Annotated in this window: 18 protein-coding genes; 8 read left to right on the top strand and 10 right to left on the bottom strand. The window is 42.7% G+C overall.

Translation table 11 applies throughout. The features are described from left to right. Window positions 1-8: 8 nt before the first annotated feature. From OS173_RS11865 to prmB, 10 genes are all read right to left on the bottom strand, one after another. Window positions 9-1,265 carry a bifunctional folylpolyglutamate synthase/dihydrofolate synthase gene (locus OS173_RS11865; protein WP_267184509.1) on the bottom strand — a complete coding sequence of 419 codons (1,257 nt, stop codon included), beginning with the start codon at window positions 1,263-1,265 and terminating at the stop codon, window positions 9-11. Further along, window positions 1,249-2,175 (bottom strand): acetyl-CoA carboxylase, carboxyltransferase subunit beta, encoded by a 927-nt coding sequence (gene accD / locus OS173_RS11860; protein WP_267184508.1) that lies wholly within the window; start codon window positions 2,173-2,175, stop codon window positions 1,249-1,251. The genes OS173_RS11865 and accD overlap by 17 nt, the downstream gene beginning before the upstream one ends. Window positions 2,176-2,221: 46 nt before the next feature. Further along, window positions 2,222-3,025 carry a tryptophan synthase subunit alpha gene (trpA, locus tag OS173_RS11855; RefSeq protein WP_456085717.1) on the bottom strand — a complete coding sequence of 268 codons (804 nt, stop codon included), beginning with the start codon at window positions 3,023-3,025 and terminating at the stop codon, window positions 2,222-2,224. Then, window positions 3,016-4,221 (bottom strand): tryptophan synthase subunit beta, encoded by a 1,206-nt coding sequence (trpB, locus tag OS173_RS11850; protein ID WP_267184506.1) that lies wholly within the window; start codon window positions 4,219-4,221, stop codon window positions 3,016-3,018. Before trpB ends, trpA begins: the two co-directional genes overlap by 10 nt. Continuing rightward, window positions 4,205-4,843, bottom strand: coding sequence for a phosphoribosylanthranilate isomerase (locus tag OS173_RS11845; RefSeq protein ID WP_267184505.1), 639 nt, complete (start codon window positions 4,841-4,843; stop codon window positions 4,205-4,207). Before OS173_RS11845 ends, trpB begins: the two co-directional genes overlap by 17 nt. After that, window positions 4,833-5,609: a tRNA pseudouridine(38-40) synthase TruA gene (gene truA / locus OS173_RS11840; protein ID WP_267184504.1), complete on the bottom strand. Its 777-nt coding sequence runs from the start codon at window positions 5,607-5,609 to the stop codon at window positions 4,833-4,835. Before truA ends, OS173_RS11845 begins: the two co-directional genes overlap by 11 nt. A gap of 49 nt (window positions 5,610-5,658) precedes the next feature. Continuing rightward, window positions 5,659-8,298, bottom strand: a complete 2,640-nt coding sequence (locus OS173_RS11835) for a FimV/HubP family polar landmark protein (protein ID WP_267184503.1) — start codon at window positions 8,296-8,298, stop codon at window positions 5,659-5,661. Between the two features lie 110 nt (window positions 8,299-8,408). Then, window positions 8,409-9,428, bottom strand: coding sequence for an aspartate-semialdehyde dehydrogenase (locus OS173_RS11830; protein ID WP_267184502.1), 1,020 nt, complete (start codon window positions 9,426-9,428; stop codon window positions 8,409-8,411). Between the two features lie 19 nt (window positions 9,429-9,447). Next, entirely contained in the window at window positions 9,448-10,524 is a 1,077-nt protein-coding gene (gene aroC, locus OS173_RS11825; protein ID WP_267184501.1) for a chorismate synthase, read from the bottom strand. Next, window positions 10,514-11,419 (bottom strand): 50S ribosomal protein L3 N(5)-glutamine methyltransferase, encoded by a 906-nt coding sequence (gene prmB / locus OS173_RS11820; protein ID WP_267184500.1) that lies wholly within the window; start codon window positions 11,417-11,419, stop codon window positions 10,514-10,516. Before prmB ends, aroC begins: the two co-directional genes overlap by 11 nt. Window positions 11,420-11,506: 87 nt before the next feature. Between prmB and OS173_RS11815 the strand changes: the two genes are divergently transcribed. From OS173_RS11815 to ubiB, 8 genes are all read left to right on the top strand, one after another. Then, a complete protein-coding gene (locus OS173_RS11815) occupies window positions 11,507-12,106 on the top strand; it encodes an SCO family protein (RefSeq protein ID WP_267184499.1) in 600 nt (199 codons plus the stop codon). Beyond that, window positions 12,106-12,948, top strand: coding sequence for an archaetidylserine decarboxylase (gene asd, locus OS173_RS11810; RefSeq protein WP_267184498.1), 843 nt, complete (start codon window positions 12,106-12,108; stop codon window positions 12,946-12,948). Before OS173_RS11815 ends, asd begins: the two co-directional genes overlap by 1 nt. A gap of 3 nt (window positions 12,949-12,951) precedes the next feature. After that, window positions 12,952-13,707 (top strand): hypothetical protein, encoded by a 756-nt coding sequence (locus tag OS173_RS11805; RefSeq protein WP_267184497.1) that lies wholly within the window; start codon window positions 12,952-12,954, stop codon window positions 13,705-13,707. Window positions 13,708-13,821: 114 nt separating this feature from the next. Then, complete coding sequence (locus OS173_RS11800) at window positions 13,822-14,469, top strand: OmpA family protein (protein WP_267184496.1); 648 nt, start codon at window positions 13,822-13,824, stop codon at window positions 14,467-14,469. 167 nt (window positions 14,470-14,636) lie between these two features. Next, on the top strand, window positions 14,637-15,554 hold the full coding sequence (locus OS173_RS11795; RefSeq protein WP_267184495.1) for an NAD(P)-dependent oxidoreductase: 918 nt from the start codon (window positions 14,637-14,639) through the stop codon (window positions 15,552-15,554). Continuing rightward, window positions 15,538-16,290, top strand: a complete 753-nt coding sequence (gene ubiE, locus OS173_RS11790) for a bifunctional demethylmenaquinone methyltransferase/2-methoxy-6-polyprenyl-1,4-benzoquinol methylase UbiE (RefSeq protein ID WP_456085715.1) — start codon at window positions 15,538-15,540, stop codon at window positions 16,288-16,290. Before OS173_RS11795 ends, ubiE begins: the two co-directional genes overlap by 17 nt. Continuing rightward, window positions 16,287-16,886, top strand: a complete 600-nt coding sequence (locus tag OS173_RS11785) for a ubiquinone biosynthesis accessory factor UbiJ (RefSeq protein WP_267184493.1) — start codon at window positions 16,287-16,289, stop codon at window positions 16,884-16,886. Before ubiE ends, OS173_RS11785 begins: the two co-directional genes overlap by 4 nt. Then, complete coding sequence (ubiB, locus tag OS173_RS11780; protein WP_267184492.1) at window positions 16,883-18,523, top strand: 2-polyprenylphenol 6-hydroxylase; 1,641 nt, start codon at window positions 16,883-16,885, stop codon at window positions 18,521-18,523. The genes OS173_RS11785 and ubiB overlap by 4 nt, the downstream gene beginning before the upstream one ends. The last annotated feature ends 98 nt before the right edge of the window (window positions 18,524-18,621 follow it).

Raw genomic sequence — 18,621 nt, 5'->3', positions numbered from 1 at the left:
ATTTGAGTTTATTGGCTATTGAATAGTATTTGGCTATCTTGAAAAACTTCATCCAGCACATGAAAAGAGCCAAACACAATAACGCGATCCTTCTTTCGACTGGTACCGACGGCTTGTTGATAAGCTGTTTGTCCATTCTCACAGACTGATAACATGCAACCGGCATCTGCCATTTGCTTTTTTAAAGATTGAATATCGGTGGCGCGCTCTCCTTCCATGGCAAAAATAAACCAATGATCAATGTGTTTATTAATGGCAGATAACCATGTTTCGGCTTGTTTGTCTTTTAACACTGAAAAAACCGCACGGGTGTGACCTTGGATTGGATTATGATCTAACCAATCAATGAGCGCCTGAACTGATTGCCGATTATGAGCAACATCCGCTATCACTTGAGGGGCTGTCTGGAGACATTGAATACGTCCGGGTATTCGCCATTGCTTAAGTGCTTGGTCAATGACAGCTTGCTTAACTTCAGGCTCAAATTGTAAAAAAGCAGTCAAAGCGGTGGAAAAATTGCGTATTTGAAAATCACCCAACATAAGAGGCATGGTCAGGTCATTAAATCTTTTTTTATCACATTGATAATCAAAGCTTGTGGGATGTACGGTGGCATTAAAATCAATTTGCCACTGTAATAACCGCACATCTTCATCTAGAGCACGCTTTTTAATGGCCACCGGACAGTTAGCATCACCATAAATCATGACACAACCAGATCGCATGATGGCGGCTTTTTCTGCGGCAATGGTTTCAATATCATCACCCAGCCAATGGCTGTGGTCAATATCCACAGTGGTAATAATACTTAGGTCAGATTGCAAAGCATTAACCGCATCCAAGCGCCCACCGAGACCCACCTCCAACACCATGTAGTCAACTGAATGATGGTGAAAAATCCACAGTGCGGCTAATAAAGAAAACTCAAAGTAGCTTAAGGGCGTGTCTGCCCGAATAACTTCTATGGCTTCAAAAGCCGCCACAATCTCATTATCTTGTGCGGGCCGACCATTAATTTGAATGCGCTCATTGTAATTAAACAAATGAGGTGAAGTAAAGACACCGACTCGCTGTTGATTAGTTTCAATCAATGTCCCTAATGCGGTCACGGTTGAGCCTTTACCGTTGGTGCCGCCGACGGTAATAATCGGTGTTGTTATTTCATTAAAGGGCGATCGAGATAAGACTGTTTTAACACGGTCTAAGCCTAAATCAATTTTATGTTGATTCAGCGATGCAAGCCACTGATCAAGACTCTTTTGCATCTTCAGCGGTTATTATTTCGTCAGGCTCGAGCGTTTCTACTATACCCTCAAGTTCTGCCTCAGGTAATAGTAAATTTAATAGTTGCGTAATTTTTTGGCCCATTTTATGGCGCGGCACAATCAAATCCAAAGCACCATGCTCTAACAAAAACTCACTACGTTGAAAACCTTCAGGTAATGTTTCTCTCACCGTTTGCTCGATAACCCGAGGTCCTGCAAAGCAAATTAAGGCGTTGGGCTCTGCAATGTTTACATCACCGAGCATCGCTAAAGATGCCGAAACACCACCAGTGGTGGGATTGGTTAACACCGAAATATAAGGCAGTCCGGCATTTTTCATTTTCTTTAGGGCAGCAGCGGTTTTTGACATTTGTAACAAAGAGAATAAAGACTCTTGCATGCGGGCACCGCCGGAAGATGCAAAGTTAATCAACGGTAAACGATGCTCTAAAGCGTGGTGAGCCGCGCGTACAAATTTTTCTCCAACCACAGACCCCATTGAACCACCCATAAAATCAAAGTCAAAAGCAGTGACCACCACATCTCGGCCATTGAGTTGACCTTGAACCGCTACCAGCGCATCGTTTTCTCCGGTTTTTTTCTGAGTGGCAACCAAGCGATCTTTATATCTTTTGGTGTCTTTAAACTTAAGCGGATCTTCTGGTTTAACATGTTCCCCAATTTCCAGCCAATCACTGTTGTCTAAAAAATACACCAAACGCTCGCGTCCCGTTAAGCGCTCGTGGTGGCCGCATTTAGGGCAAACCTTTCCCTGTTTTTCATTTTCAGGTTGATAGAGTACGGCTTGGCATTGGCTGCATTTTCCCCAAAGGCCTTCAGGTATATTTTTTTTCTTGTGACCACCCTCGGTTCTAATCCGGGATGACATGATTTTTTGAAACCAACTCATTTCAGGTCAACTCCTGTTGTTTGCGTGTTTGTTTTATGGGTGTACATTATAACGAATCTAAAGCATTGCGGATAGGACACATAAAATCTGCGACTTTCTGCAATGTTTCCTGTGCGTCTTGACTACCTTCTAAGGTTTTTATTAAAGCGCTTCCAATGACCACCCCATCCGCTTCAGCTGCCACCGCAACCGCTGATGAAGCATCTTTTACACCAAAACCAACAACGATGGGTAATTCACTTAACTGTTTTAATTGTTGAATATGACTATTTACGGTTTCAGGGTTTAAATCTGCTGAACCTGTCACACCTTTTAAAGCCACATAATAAATAAAGCCGGCAGCTTGTTGGCAAATCAGTTGTTGCCTGGCATGTGATGTGGTCGGTGCCACCAAAAATATTTGTTGTAAGTGATGTTTTCTTAATTGATTTTGTAACTCAGCTGACTCTTCAGGCGGGCTATCCACTAAGAGCACGGCATTGACACCCGCTTTTGCAGCATCCTTAATAAAAACCTCATATCCCATACTCTCCACCGGATTAAGGTAACCCATTAACACCACGGGAGTATGCTCATTAGTTTCTCTAAATTCCGCCACCATGGTAAGGGTTTTCCGTAAATCAACACCTTGTTTGATTGCCGCTTCAGATGCTTTTTGAATCACCGGACCATCGGCCATCGGATCTGAAAAAGGCATGCCTAACTCAATAACATCAGCACCATTTTCAACCAAGCAATGCATCATCGGAACCGTCAACTGTGGCGTCGGATAACCCGCTGTTATAAATGGGATTAAGGCCTTTTTAGCATGCAATCGTTTGAATGTATCTGACAGCAGCGTCATACCGATACCCCTTCAATTTCAGCCACAGTGTGGACATCTTTATCGCCTCGCCCGGACAGGTTAATGACAATGTGTTTATCAGGAGACATGGTTTTTGCTAATTGCAGGCCATAAGCAATGGCATGGGCACTTTCCAGTGCCGGCATAATGCCTTCTTTGCGTGTTAAGGTGTGGAAAGCAGCCAAAGCCTCATCATCGTTTACGGTAACGTATTTCGCACGACCAATGTCATTTAAATAAGCATGTTCAGGGCCCACGCCCGGATAATCTAAGCCGGCTGAAATCGAGTGGGTTTCAGTCACTTGCCCGGCATCATCACTCATGACATAGGTGCGGTTACCATGTAAAACGCCTACTTTACCGGCATTTATAGACGCCGCATGTTGCCCGGTTTCGAGTCCCTTACCACCGGCTTCAACACCATACATGAGCACTTCTTTGTCCTGAATAAAAGGGTAAAACAAACCCATGGCATTAGATCCACCGCCAACGCATGCCACCAGGGCGTCAGGAAAACGACCGATTTGAGCAATACTTTGTTTTCTGACCTCTTGACCTATTACTGAATTAAAGTCACGTACCATAGCAGGATAAGGTGCTGGCCCTGCCACCGTTCCGATGATATAAAAGGTGTCATCCACATGTGCCACCCAATCTCGCATGGCTTCATTTAAGGCATCTTTAAGGGTCTTAGAACCTGAATCCACTGCTCGCACATCAGCACCCAACAGCTTCATACGAAACACATTGATGGCCTGACGTTCGATATCAACTGAACCCATATAAACGATACATTCTAAACCCATTCTCGCTGCCACAGTGGCTGTTGCCACACCATGCTGACCGGCACCGGTTTCAGCGATAATGCGTTTTTTACCCATGGATTTTGCTAATAAAATTTGGCCCACCGTATTGTTGATTTTATGTGCACCGGTGTGGTTTAAATCTTCCCGTTTTAACCAAATCTGAGCACCTTGTTGCTCATGGGTTAATCGCTCGGCAAAATATAAAGGCGAGGGACGGCCCACAAATTCAGCCAGATCTTTGTTAAATTGTTGCTGGAATTCAGGGTCGTTTTTAAGTTTCTGATAAGCCGATTTCAGTTCTTCTAAACAGTGAAACAAGGTTTCAGAGGCAAAATTACCGCCAAAACGACCGAAATGTCCTGTTTCATCAGGTAAATTGTCAAATTTTTGGGTCATATTTTTTTGTGTTTTTTGTCAATGCGTGCATGAATCGTTGCATAAGAACTTGGGATTTTACGCCAGGTGTTTGTTCGATGCCACTACTGACATCAATAAATTCAATACCTGTTTTAGAAACGGCTTGTGCGACGTTAGACACTGTTAAACCGCCCGCTAATATTAATTTTTTCCGCAGTTTAGACGGAACCCTGAACCAGTCAAAAACCTGCCCAGAACCTCCGCTTTGTTTGCCGCCGTATGCATCTAATAACAAGTGATTTGCAGATTTATATTGGGCGACATAATTCAACCAGTTATCCACAGTTAACATCGGCACCGCTTTCCAGTATGGGTAGTCAAACTGATGACAAAATTCAGCAGATTCCTGTCCGTGAAATTGAATAATATCGGGCTCACAACTTTGAATTATTTTATCAACATACCCGGTATCCGCATCGGCCACCAATATCACTGATGTTAAATCTAAACTCTGCGCAAACTTGGTTAAATTTTTCGCCTGCATTAAATCGACTTCGCGACGACTGCCCGGTACCAATACAAAACCCACTGCAAAACACCCCATTTCTGAGGCAAATTCAACTTCTGATTGTTTTTTTAAACCACAAAACTTAACTTTCATAGTCATCCATGATGGGTAATTTGAATTGCTCAGGGTAAGTGACATTGATAAATCGCAGGCCATTGGCAGCGGCGGTCATCCCGGCTTGCTTACGATCTCGAGACTGTAACACCTCTGCCATCCACGACACAGGTTGTTCACCCTTGCCAATGGTCATTAAGGTTCCCGCCAGATTTCGGATCATATGATGTAAAAAACCACTGGCCGTAACATCTATAACAACTTGGTCACGGTTTCTGGAAACAGCAGCATAACTCACAGTTTTTATCGGTTGCTTAGATTGGCATTGACTTGAACGAAAAGCACTAAAATCATGAGTTCCCAAAATACACTGAATGGCTTCATTCATATGCACATGATTCAGTGGCTTCCGTTGCCAGGTTAAATAATGACGATTTAAAGCAGGTCTTACCGAACGGTTACTGATACGGTACTGATAGCTTCTTGAGATGGCCGAAAAACGCGCATGGAAATCATCACTGACAGGCTGAACCCACAAAACACTGATGGCTTTATGCAGAGAACTATTAATTCCTAACAACCATTGTCGTGGAGTTCTGGAAGCCACTGTATCAAAATGAATGACCTGCATAGCCGCACTAACACCGGTATCAGTGCGACCACAGCAAATCAAAGTCACATCATGATTAGCCACCTCACTGATGGCCTGTTCCAAACACTGTTGTACCGTCGGCTCCTGTTTTTGCCGCTGGAAGCCATAAAATGGCGATCCATCGTATTCCACCCCACAAGCAATTCGCATCATAAATTAAGCCAAGACACAGTCATAATCAGACCATGTCTTGTGGATTTAGTTACATGTCATCCAGTAATTTATCTGCTTCAGATTGTTGTGCTTCGTTGCCCTCTGCCTTAACTTCATCCAATAAATTTTTAGCGCCTTCGGTATCGCCCATTTCTATGTAAGCTTTAGCCAAATCTAATTTGGTCTCAATGACATCACCATCATTCATCAAATCATCTAAGCCTAAGTCAATTGCGTCATCATCCATATCGTCATCTTCACTATCGGTTTCAAAAACGGTCACTTGGTCATCGTCATCTAAACTAAAGGAATCTTCGAAATCATGACCATCTTCTGTGTCTTCATCCAGTGATGTGGATTCTTCGGTCAGTTCCTCATCCAAATCCTCAATGTCATCTAATTCAGATAAAAAGTCATCGTCCGAAAAGTCATCGTCTTGCTCATCTTCATCTTCTTCAGTATCCATATCAGCGATACTAAACTCATCATCGAGATCAGAAAGTTCAGATTCTAAATCAAGAACATCGTCATCATCTGACTTATCCTCAGCAACCAAATCATCCGCTAATACATCTTTGTCTTCATCAAGCGTATCTTCATCTAATTCGGATAAATCAAAATCATCTTCAAAGTCATCATTATCCTTAAAAGGAGTTGGATCAAATTCTTTGGTGGGTGTTTCGTCATCTAAATCAAGCAAATCATCTTTTGAATCGTCACTGACAGATTTTGTGCTTTCAGATACAGGTTCATCATCAGACTCGTCATCAAATCCAAAATCAAAATCATCCAAATCATCATCTTCAGCGTCATCATCGTCGTCATTAAATGCCAGAGAGCTGTCTAATTCTGCCAACACATCATCGTCATCGATGTCATCATCTTCATCAAGTAAAGAGGGCGTTTTATCGTCTTCAGCAAAATCTTCTTCATCGGTGTCATCGTCAACAGCAATGGGGGTTGTTAGGATTGTTTCATCGTCTTCTTCTAATTCAACATCATCAGCAGTGACATGTTTTTGCTCATCACGGCTTGATTTAATGTCATCCAAGAAGCTGCCTTCATCCGCCGGGTCACTATCACCGCGATTGAGCAGTCGTGGTAACAATATCAATAGGAACAACACCACCAGTCCAATGATGACCCATAAAACATTTTGTTGAATCCAGTTAATTGCTGATGAATACCAAGGTTCGCTCACTTTTATCGGTGTCACAGACGGCGCTACAGTAGCCGGCTCTTCAGCCATATCAAGATCGTTTTCGATGTTCTCAACGTCAGCAAGTGAATCTTGTTGCGCAGGTTCTTCGTCACTCATCGCATCTTGCTCATCTGCTAAATACTCGCTGTCTTCAACGGTAACATCTGTTTCATCACTCAATTCAGCATCCCATACATCATCTGTTGAATCCGATTTTTCTGAATCATCTGCCATCAAATCATCTTCAAAATCACCGTCGAGCATTGCCGCTTCATCAGACTCTACCGGATCTTGAGCCATTTGATTTTCTAGATTAGCCATGTCGTCGTCTTGTAATTCCAACACCGACTGTTGTTCGTTAACAATACTTTCCAACTCAGATACCCGGGATTTAAGCTCTTCTTTTTCCCTGGCTTCGTTGTAGGCATCTTCCTCACTCAAGCCACTGTTGCCGGATTCTGCGATATCACCCTGTGTTTGCTGACTGTCAGCATCATCACCTTCACCACCGGATAGTTGCACACCATAATCAGTGGTGTCAGCCACAGTTTCTTCGTCATCGAGTTGTGACTCTGTTTGAAAACTACTGTAACTATCGTCTGCAGTGGCCCAACGGCTATTATGAGATTCAAATTCTGCCAATGCTTGTTGGTAGCTTAAGTCATCGGCAACATCAGCATCAGGCATTTGCAAAGTACTGCCTTTTACCATCTGGTTGATATTATTGTTTAAAAAGGCATCAGGATTATTGTTATAAATGGCCATCATCATTTGATGGGTACTGACATTGTTGGGTTTGTTATTGTTGGCAATACGCCACAAGGTATCACCGGCAGCCACATACACTTCACCGGGTGTTGTTGAAAGGGTGTCGGAAACATTTTCTTCCATGGGTGTTTCAACCACGATATCTTTATTAATTTGATCAGATTCTGTGGTTTTGGTATCCATCGCCTCATAGGCTTCATTCAGATCCTGACTAACCGGCGGAATATCATCACTTTGCACGGTTACAGCATCATCTTCTACATCTGCTAAGGTTTCAGGTGTTGATGGCACTGTCGGTATGCTCACTGAACCACTTGAACTGGCTTGATAACTGGGTGGGTCTAATAACAATGTAAATTCACGCAAAATACGGCCATTGGCCCATGAAACATCTAACAACAAAGACACAATGGGCTCAGATACCGGGCCATTTGAACTGACATTGATTTGATAAGGGTTATCATTATCCACTGAAACCATGATGTTTCCGGGTACAAATGACTTATCTAAACCTACTTTTTTATAATCAGCGGCACTCGCCAGTTTAACGGACACCTGGTCAATAGATTCATTGTCATTGGCAATGATATTGATGGTGGCATTCAAGGATTCATCCAGTGCTGAATTAACCTGAATTTTCCCCATACCTAAGGACAGTGTGTTCTGTGACACAAAAACCAGACTTAAAACCAGTGTCAATATAATCAATTTGTGTTTCATAATTTACCCGTGTGTGTGCTGTTAGATACGACTTAGTGTTGTGATAGTAACTAATTCTACAATAAAATAGCAAGAATTTAACTAAAAAATAACCGCTAAGCTATTCTTATTTACAGTTTTTTTATCAATAATTCGGCAATTTGAACGCTGTTTAATGCAGCGCCTTTACGGATATTATCCGATACAATCCACATGTTAAGGCCTTTGGGGTATGAAATGTCTTCACGAATTCGCCCCACATAAACTGCATCATTCCCGGCTGCGGTAATGGCCGGTGACGGATAACTCAATTTCGCCGGGTCATCAACAATTTCAATGCCATCTGCATTTGTTAATAGCTGTCGCGCTTGTTGTGCTGTTATTTTATCTCGCGTTTCAATATGAACAGCTTCAGAGTGACCGTAAAATACCGGTACCCGAACACAAGTAGGATTAACTTGTATGCTGCGATCATCCAATATTTTCTGTGTTTCCCAAACCATTTTCATTTCTTCTCGGGTATAACCGTTATCTTGAAAGTCATCAATATGCGGTAACACATTAAAAGCAATTTGGCCGGAAAACACATGTTGTTGCAGGGGTTTAAAGTTAAGCAGGCTACGAGTTTGCAAAGCCAACTCATCAATACCCTTTTGACCGGCACCTGATACCGACTGATAAGTCGCCACGTTAATTCGCTCTATCCCCACTGCTTTATGAATCGGCGCTAATGCCAATAACATCTGAATGGTTGAACAATTGGGATTGGCAATAATGTAATTATCTTGATAGCGATTGATTTCTTCACCATTGACTTCCGGAATAACCAAAGGCACATCCTCTTCATTCCGAAAATACGAAGTGTTATCAATCACCACGCATTGAGTGTCGACTGCCCGTGATGCATATTGAGCCGATACCTGACTACCGGCAGTAAAAAATGCCAGATCATAACCTTTAAAATCGAAAGTCTCCAAAGGCTGAACAATGATGGCTTTTCCGGCAAAAGACAGACTTTCTCCGGCACTGTTGGCGCTCGCTAATAAAGTCAATTGATTCACCGGGAACTGACGAGATTCTAATAATTCGATAATAATCCGTCCCACCGCGCCGGTGGCACCCACAATCGCAATATTTAATTTTTCTTTCATTGTATGATGTAAAAGTTTTTTAAAAAGAATGTTGGCTGCTGTTGATTTGTGCTTCATGGCGCAGGCAATGATCCATTAACACCAAAGCCATCATGGCTTCAACAATGGGTGCGGCTCGGATACCCACACAGGGATCATGTCGACCCTTGGTCACAACAGTCACGGCGTGTCCGTCTTCATCCATGCTTTGTGCCGGTAAACGCAATGAAGACGTGGGCTTAAAGGCCACTTTCAAGGTGATGTCTTGTCCGGTGGAAATACCGGCCAATATACCGCCGGCATGATTGCTTTGAAATTCGCCATCGATGATTTCATCGCGATGGACACTACCTGATTGTGCCACTGAATCAAATCCCGCTCCTATATCAACACCTTTGGTGGCGTTAATGCTCATCATTCCTAATGCCAGCTCAGCATCCAACTTACCGTACACCGGTTCGCCCCATCCAGCTGGTACATTAATCGCTTTGGCACTGATACAAGCACCCACTGAATCACCGGATTTACGCAGTTTATGCATAAATTCTTCTAACTCAGGCACCCGATCCAATTGCCCGGTAAAAAATGGACTGTCATCAATTTTTGATAAATCACCGGCTTCTAAATGAATATCACCGATTTGGGATAACCAGGCAATGATGTCAATGTTATGCTGTTTTTTTAGCCATTTTTTAGCCAAGGCACCGGCGGCCACCCGCATCGTGGTTTCTCTGGCGGATGAACGACCGCCGCCACGATAATCACGAATGCCATATTTTTTCCAATAACTGTAATCGCCATGTCCCGGGCGGATTTGTTTAGCGATGTTACTGTAATCCTTACTCTTGGCATCAGTGTTTTCAATAATTAGTGCAATCGGATGGCCGGTGGTAACACCCTCAAAAACCCCGCTAACAATCTGTACATCATCCTGCTCACGTCTTTGTGAGGTGTGTTTAGAGCGACCGGTGGCACGTCGCCGTAATTCATGTTTGATTTCCTCCGGTGTAATCGGCATGCCCGGTGGAAAACCGTCCAGCACACAACCTATGGTTGATCCATGGGACTCTCCAAAGGAGGTAAAGCGTAAATTTTTACCAAATGTATTATGCGACATGGGACTCTAAAACAGCGACAAAATAAGGTTGGTACTTTATCAAATCTTGACGATTAAAAACACATATTCCTTGGCCACCATAATCAAACTCCAACCATTCAAATGGCACATCCGGTAACATCGACTGTAAGGACATGTCACTATACCCCACTTCCAAAAATAAAAACCCCGCTGAATTAAGGTAATTTGCCGCCTTCGCCAAAATCTCAATCGGCAATAATAAACCATTCATTGGACTGACCAAAGCCATGGCCGGCTCATGGCTGAATTCAGCTGGTAAATCACCATGCTCATCGGCACTGACATAGGGTGGATTACTGATAATCAGGTCATACTTTTGATCAATGTTTTGCCATAAATCTGACTCAATTAATCGGCATCTGTCTGTGAGCCCTAAGTGCTGCCGATTTTGTTCCGCTACGGCTAAAGCTGCTGCTGATAAGTCAGCCAAATCAACGCGGGTATGGGGGTAATAATGAGCCAAAGCCAAACCGATACAGCCACTACCGGTACATAAATCCAAGACCTGATCCACTTCTTGGATATTCATGTGTGGATGAAAGCCTTTATCTATTAATTCAGCAAACGGTGAACGTGGTATTAATACCCGTTCATCCACATGAAACTTTAATCCGGCAAAGATTGAAAAACCGACGATATACGCCATCGGACGTTGTAGCTCAATGCGCTTAACCATTAAATCAAGCGCTTGTGCTTGTAGCGATGCGCTAATTGCTCGATCAGCCATTTGGTTCAGCGTCTCAAAATCGACATTTAAAACCGCCATCAATAATAATATAACATCATCTTCTGCTGTGGCATTGCCTTGACCATAATGGACATCTGCAGAAGAAAGTTTGGTAAGCAGTTGGTTAAATAATTGTGTTAAGGTCATGCTTGAATTATGCGAAATAGCCAAAACATACTACAATGCCTTTTTTAAACTCAAATGGCAATCCTTTATCGCCCATGGAGAAACTTAATGCGAATATATTTAGCCCTATGTATGTTCCTGATATTAGCCGCCTGTCAATCTGATGATAACGAAAACCTGGCAAACAAAGATTTTCAAGCCTTGAAGGTTTTCCCTCAACCTTTGCTACTTGATGACATCCAATTAATCAGTAAAACCGGTAATACCGTTAGCATAGACGACTTAACGGGACAATATAGTGTGGTATTTTTCGGCTTCACGCACTGCCCTGATATCTGCCCGACCACCTTGTTGGACATGCAAAAAATCAATAAAAAACTACAAGATTCCGGCCATACACCACCCCAGTTTGTGTTTATTTCGGTAGACCCCGAACGCGATAAACCGAATACTTTAAAAGATTACATTGCTTATTTTAATCCTGATTTTAAGGCCTATACCGCTGATGACGATAACCTGAAAAAATTAGCTTCTCAATTAGGTGTTGCCTATCAAGTGGAAGACCATGAGCCAGGTGATATGAGTTACCAAGTGGACCACACCGCAGCTTGGTTTGTTCTTAATGAGGACGCGCAAAGAGTGGGCATTTTCACCACACCACATGAGGTTGAAACCATCACTGCTGACTTAGAACTACTGGAACTCTAATGAAAAAAATAGCCCTGTTTTTTCAATACATTTTACCACATCGCATGCTTTCCCGGTTGATGTATTATGTTATGCGTATTCGGGTAAACTGGATTAAAAATCTGACCATCAAGACCATGGTCAAAAAATTTAATATTGATGTGGAAGAAGCCGCCGAGTCTGACTTCAATGCCTACCCTCATTTTAATGCTTTTTTTACCCGGGCTTTAAAACCGGATGCCAGAGTCATCGATGAACGGGCAAACCACATCATTTCTCCGGTGGACGGGGTAATATCGCAATTAGGTGAAATCAAACAAGGTCGTATTATCCAGGCCAAAAACCACAGTTACAGCGTTAAAGAGCTTCTCGCCACAGAGATTGATGCTGATTACCGTGATGGTCAATTTATTACCATTTACTTATCACCCAAAGACTATCACCGGATGCACGCACCCTTAGAGTGTGGCTTAAAAAGTATGCGCCATATTCCCGGCCGTTTATTCAGTGTCGCAGACTGGACTAGCCGAGAAATACCACGCTTATTTGCTCGCAATGAACGCTTGGTCAATCATTTAGAAACAAATCTGGGTCCGGTGGCGTATGTATATGTGGGCGCTATTTTTGTCTCCAGCATTGAAACTGTGAGTAATGGTGTTATTACACCGCCGTATGCCTCTAAACCAGTGACATTACAACCCGCCGGCAAAACACACTACCAAAAAGGTGATGAGATGGGTCGCTTTAATATGGGCTCAACGATTATTTTATTATTTCCAAAAGACACGATACAGTTTCATTCCGAACTCAATGCCGGTGACGTTGTCAAATTAGGTCAATCCATTGCCATAACTAACCAATAAGCCATGATAAAAATCAGCGCCATCAAGCATTCGAAATATTTAATTATAAGTTGCTTACTCACATCATTGTTTACAGTGGTCTCGGCTCAAAACCTATTACCGGAATCAAACCCTGAATTTCAATTTGATTATGCATTACCCGAACCCATTGACTTCAACACTTTACAAGAAGCTGCAGAATGGGCTGATGTGGTGGCAGTGGCACAAGTGGTGAATGTTGATTACCAAAAAACCCGTGACTTAAATGCTAAAGGACAAGCTTTTTTAACCGTTAGAGTCCCTTACAAAGGGATAGATAAAAATGATTTATTGATCGTCAGTGCCAAGGGTTTTGAAGATTATCAGTGCTATTACCCGGATCGTTTAGGCGAAGGTCAGCGATATTTGGTATTTTTAAAACAAAGTACAGAAAATGACAGTGAATATCATGGTTTTAAACCATTTTGTCAGTTACAAGTTCTGTTAGATGATGCCGGGCTTTATAACCTCCGATATCCCACTGATACGAACATAGAATTTGAAGAAAACCTTATTAAGGATGTGACCTACCAAGACCCAAATGCCCTGATTGATGGCACTGAATGGACTTCCATCAAAAGACAAGAATTCCAGGAATCATTCAAGACGGAATTGATTACTGAAGAAGACTTATTTCAAAAATACTTTTATTTAAAATTTACCCAGGGTATACCTCTCAGTGACATTAGACCTTTATTAAATGTTAAAAGACAAGCCAAAATTGACTCCGACCAGATGTAATCAACCTGGTATTAGATTTTTCTGACTTTTTACGGTGTTTTTAACACTATCTTTAAACCGCCTTTGTTATTGTCTGACGTTCATCATTTTATTGATTTCTAACTGGAGCTTTTTATGAAAACAAGAATAATAATAACAGCATTGGTGACTTTGTTTTTAGCAGCCTGTACCACCACTGATCCGTATACCGGTGAAGATAAAGTCCGCAAAAGCGTTAAATACGGTGCTGCCGGTGCCGTGGTTTGCGGTCTGATTGGTGCCACTCGAAATTCCAAATCGGCCCGCAATGCCGCCGCCGGCTGTGGGGCTATTGGCGCCGGAATTGGTGCTTACATGGATCACCAAGAAAAAGAATTGCGTGAAGAATTAGAAGGCACAGGTGTACGGGTGGTCCGTGAGGGTGATCAAATTCAATTGATTATGCCCAGTAATATTACCTTTAACACCGATGAATATTTAATTAAAAATGAGTTTTACTCTACCTTAGATTCTGTCGGTAAAGTGTTATATAAGTACAAAGACACACAACTGGACGTCATTGGTCACACCGATTCCACAGGTAATGATAATTACAATATGACCTTATCACAACGACGTGCTAACAGTGTTGCCTCTTACTTGGAAAATAACGGTATACAGGGTAATCGTTTAACCACCATTGGTATGGGTGAAACCCAACCCATTGCTGATAACAACACAGTTAATGGTCGCGCACAGAATAGACGCGTTGAATTATACGTCACCGCGGCACCGGATTATTAAATTCACCTGACAATATAATAAGGCCTCTGGTAAGTCATGTTTATATATACCAGACTTACCTCAGGTCTCCGTTAAAATCTTGATTTAGGTCATTACTTCCATCCGAAAACCTTAAATCATCTTAGTTTAAAGGTTATAATGACCGCCTTTAACCCATTCGAGATAAGATGACAGTTGATAAACTTCACCAAGTGGTGGTTTACGGTTTAGGTGCTATGGGCCGCCCCATGGCTCGCAATTTGAATCAGCAAGGTTTATTGATAGGCGTAAAAAATCGCACGGAAGGCAAGGCTCATGCCATGCAGAAAGAACTTGGCTTAACGGCATTCTCAGATGACGCTGCCTTGTTCGCAGCGGCAGATACCGTGTTAACCTGTGTTTCTGCAGATGATGATTTAAAATCCATTATTAACAGTATCATTCCGCTTCTTAAACCAGGTTCAGTCGTCATAGACTGTTCAACTGTATCTCCGCAAACTGCGCAATCTTTAAGTGACGATCTGGCCGCCAATGGTATTGCCTTTTTAGATGCACCGGTTTCAGGTGGCGTTGAAGGCGCAAAAAAAGGCTCATTATCTATTATGGTTGGTGGCGATCGCGCCCAATATAAGCGAGCTGAAGACATTTTTTCCGCCATTGGCAGTCAAATCACCCATATGGGTAAAGTTGGCCAAGGTCAGGCAACTAAAGCAGTTAATCAAGTCATGGTCGCAGGCGTTGCTCAAGCCGTATGTTCTGCTCTGGCTATGGCAGAACAATGTAAGCTGGATGTCAAAAAAGTGGTGGAAGTCCTCAGTGCCGGTGCCGCCGGTAACTGGTTTCTGGAAAACCGCGGACAAACCATGATTAAAGATCAATTTAATCTGGGGTTTAAACTCGATTTGTTGTTAAAAGATCTGCATATATGCCAGTCCACTTTAGACAGTATGGATGCCTCCCTGCCTTTGGTACAAAATAGCATTGAAGATTACCGGCGTTTATCTGAAGCCGGTTATGGCGATGAAGACATTTCAGCCCTGATTCGTCTCAAACGTTGCTTACTCAACGACAAAGAACTAGTTCCGGACAATGAACATGACGCATAAAACCACTGATTTCGGCTACCGTCAGGTTGCCACCGAGGAAAAACAAAAACTGGTTGAACAAGTATTCACATCGGTCGCCAATCGTTATGATTTAATGAACGACCTGATGTCCGGTGGCATTCATCGTTTATGGAAACGCCATTTTGTAGCCACTTCCGGTATTCAAAAGGGTCACCGGGTATTGGATTTAGCCGGAGGTACCGGTGACATTGCTCAACTGATGATGTCACAAATTGGCGCTGATGGTCATGTGGTGTTAGGTGATATTAACCAAGCCATGTTGGATGTTGGTGAAGCAAGACTGATTGATGCCGGCTATTTTGGACGTTTTAGCTGCCAACAAATGAATGCGGAACAATTGCCATATGACGACAACAGTTTTGACGCTGTCACCATGGCTTTCGGGTTACGCAATGTCACAGATAAACAACAAGCATTAAACGAAATTTACCGTGTTTTAAAACCGGGCGGTAAAGCCATGGTTTTGGAATTTTCCAAAGTTACACAGCCTTTGCTTAACAAAATTTATCAACTTTATTCATTTAAACTTCTTCCAGAAATCGGTCATCGCGTCACCGGTGATCGTGATTCCTATCAATATCTGGTGGAATCCATTGAAAAACACCCGAATCAAGAACAGTTACAGGCCATGTTTGAGCAAGCCGGTTTAGAGATGTGCCGTTATCAGAACTTATCAGCCGGTATTGTCGCCATACATAGTGGATTTAAATTATGATGTCTCCAACTGTGTTCGTTCTCGACAAGGCCATTAACCGTGCCATACAGTATGACAAAACCGCATTAAAAAAACTTAAACCACATATCGGAAAACGAGTGGCCATTAACATACAACCCATTGGACCGCGGATACATCTTCATATCACTGAGACTGGCATCGAAGTCACCGGTGAGCAAGATACAGCGGCGGCTGATACCACCATTTCAGGAAAACCTTCCGGTTTGTTTGCCATGGCCAGTAGTCAACATATTGCCGGCTTAGATCAAGTGGTGATCAATGGAGATGCAGGCTTGGGGCAATTTATCGCTGATTTTTTGAAAAACCTGAACCCTGATAACGAAGAGGCTTTGTGCGATGTATTTGGTGAAATCCCCGGATATCACATCTCTCAAACGCTACAGAAAATTCATCAGCAAGGACAGCAATTTGGCGAAAGCCTTAAACGCAATGTTCACGACTTTCTGGTTCATGAAGACCGCAGTTTGATTGCCCCCACAGAAATGCAACAATTTCTGGATGATGTTGATGATTTACAAGCAGATGTGGTGCGAATCGAACGTCAAATTAAACAATTACTGAGCAACCATTCATGAGGCTCTTTCGTTTCATAAAAATCAGTCATACCTTAGCCGCTTACCGAATTCCTTCTTTAGTGAGTAATGGACGATTTGGTTTTTTTAATGTTGTCAATTTGTTGGCTCCGTTTGGCAAAAAGGGTATTAAAAATATGTCCGAAGGTGAACGTTTACGTTCTGCCTTAGAAGAGTTAGGTCCCATTTTCATTAAACTTGGCCAAACCTTATCTACCCGACCGGATTTAATACCGGCAGATATTGCACAGGCATTAGGCAAGTTACAGGATGATGTCGAGCCGATTACTTGGCAACAAGCCAAAGCCGTTATTCAACAACAGCTAGACGCTGATTTACGAAGTAATTTTTCGGAAGTGGATGAACAACCTTTGGCTTCCGCCTCCATTGCTCAGGTTCATGCCGCCACCTTGAAGACCGGCGAACAGGTGGTGATAAAAATCCTGCGCCCCGGGATTGAAAAGAAAATCAACCGTGATGTTCGCTTGATGCGAACTTTAGCGGGTATTGCCGGTCGTCATGTTAAAGCCGGGGTACAAGTGGATCCCAGAGAAATCGTCTCAGAATTTGAAAAAACCATTTATGACGAATTAGATCTGCAACGCGAAGCCGCTAACTGTTCATTACTGGGTAAAAATTTTCGCCATTCACAACACCTGTATGTTCCAAAAATTTACTGGGACTACAGTAAACAAAAGGTGATGGTACAAGAACGAATTAACGGTATTTCTATCAAGGATTTTGCAGCTTTGGATGCTGCCGGCATTAATCGCCAAAGATTGGCCGAAAAAGGCATCAAGATTTTTTACACCCAGGTTTTTCGTGACAATTTTTTTCATGCCGATATGCACCCGGGTAATATTTTTATTAATCCCGATAATCCAGATGATCCGCAGATTATGTTATTGGATTTTGGTATTTGTGGCTCTTTACCCAAAGGCCATCGGGTGGACTTAGCCAATAACTTTATGGCCTTTTTCGAGCAAGATTATCGCCGTATCGCTGAACTGCACATTGAGTCAGGCTGGGTACCGGCTGATACAAATTTAGAAGATTTGGAGTCTGCCACGCGCACCATTTGTGAACCTTATTTGTCACGTCCCATTGAAGAGATCTCCTTTGGTGAGGTGATGCTTAAAACTTTTCAAATGGCTAAACGCTTTAAGTTAATCATTCAGCCGGAATTGATTTTATTACAAAAAACCCTGCTTAATATAGAAGGCTTGGGTCGTCAGCTTTATCCGCAATTGGATGTTTGGAAAACCTCTGAACCCATTCTTAGAGATATAATGCGACAGCATTATGGCCCTAAAAATGCCATGGATAAATTTAAGGAGAATCTGCCGAAGTGGATTGAACAAGCGGCGGAAACACCAATGCTGATGCACCAATTGTTAAGCAAACAAGTGAAGCCATTGCCTCGTCATTTAAAACTGGAACAAGCCGAACGTCAACGACTAAATAAACAAGCCCAGCAACAATTAAAATTCAGCATCTTAACCGCCGGCGGTTTAACCGCAACCGCTGTTCTATACGCTCTGGACAGCGCTCAGGACGCCTGGCTTCCCAGTATCGGCAATTCGGTGCTGATCAGCGGCGTGATAACACTCTATCTGGCTTACCGCGCCTTTAAAAAATGAGCCCGTACCGGCGCAGGCCGGTACCCAGCGTCTTTAAAAAGTTTGAAGACCCCTAATAACCAGCCCCCTTTCGGGTACCTTCTCAGATATAACTTCTA

The organism is Marinicella gelatinilytica, assembly GCF_026410405.1.
Lineage (GTDB): Bacteria > Pseudomonadota > Gammaproteobacteria > Xanthomonadales > Marinicellaceae > Marinicella > Marinicella gelatinilytica.
Note: the sequence above shows the minus strand (reverse complement) of the source record. Positions and strands in the feature narration are given on the sequence as shown.

Coding starts and splice junctions, on each gene's coding strand:
- OS173_RS11785 (WP_267184493.1), top strand. CDS start 16,287: ATGATGTCTCCAACTGTGTTCGTTCTCGACAAGGCCATTAACCGTGCC.
- ubiB (WP_267184492.1), top strand. CDS start 16,883: ATGAGGCTCTTTCGTTTCATAAAAATCAGTCATACCTTAGCCGCTTAC.
- OS173_RS11865 (WP_267184509.1), bottom strand. CDS start 1,265: ATGCAAAAGAGTCTTGATCAGTGGCTTGCATCGCTGAATCAACATAAA.
- accD (WP_267184508.1), bottom strand. CDS start 2,175: ATGAGTTGGTTTCAAAAAATCATGTCATCCCGGATTAGAACCGAGGGT.
- ubiE (WP_456085715.1), top strand. CDS start 15,538: ATGAACATGACGCATAAAACCACTGATTTCGGCTACCGTCAGGTTGCC.
- OS173_RS11805 (WP_267184497.1), top strand. CDS start 12,952: ATGATAAAAATCAGCGCCATCAAGCATTCGAAATATTTAATTATAAGT.
- OS173_RS11800 (WP_267184496.1), top strand. CDS start 13,822: ATGAAAACAAGAATAATAATAACAGCATTGGTGACTTTGTTTTTAGCA.
- aroC (WP_267184501.1), bottom strand. CDS start 10,524: ATGTCGCATAATACATTTGGTAAAAATTTACGCTTTACCTCCTTTGGA.
- OS173_RS11845 (WP_267184505.1), bottom strand. CDS start 4,843: ATGAAAGTTAAGTTTTGTGGTTTAAAAAAACAATCAGAAGTTGAATTT.
- truA (WP_267184504.1), bottom strand. CDS start 5,609: ATGATGCGAATTGCTTGTGGGGTGGAATACGATGGATCGCCATTTTAT.
- OS173_RS11815 (WP_267184499.1), top strand. CDS start 11,507: ATGCGAATATATTTAGCCCTATGTATGTTCCTGATATTAGCCGCCTGT.
- trpB (WP_267184506.1), bottom strand. CDS start 4,221: ATGACCCAAAAATTTGACAATTTACCTGATGAAACAGGACATTTCGGT.
- asd (WP_267184498.1), top strand. CDS start 12,106: ATGAAAAAAATAGCCCTGTTTTTTCAATACATTTTACCACATCGCATG.
- prmB (WP_267184500.1), bottom strand. CDS start 11,419: ATGACCTTAACACAATTATTTAACCAACTGCTTACCAAACTTTCTTCT.
- OS173_RS11835 (WP_267184503.1), bottom strand. CDS start 8,298: ATGAAACACAAATTGATTATATTGACACTGGTTTTAAGTCTGGTTTTT.
- OS173_RS11830 (WP_267184502.1), bottom strand. CDS start 9,428: ATGAAAGAAAAATTAAATATTGCGATTGTGGGTGCCACCGGCGCGGTG.
- OS173_RS11795 (WP_267184495.1), top strand. CDS start 14,637: ATGACAGTTGATAAACTTCACCAAGTGGTGGTTTACGGTTTAGGTGCT.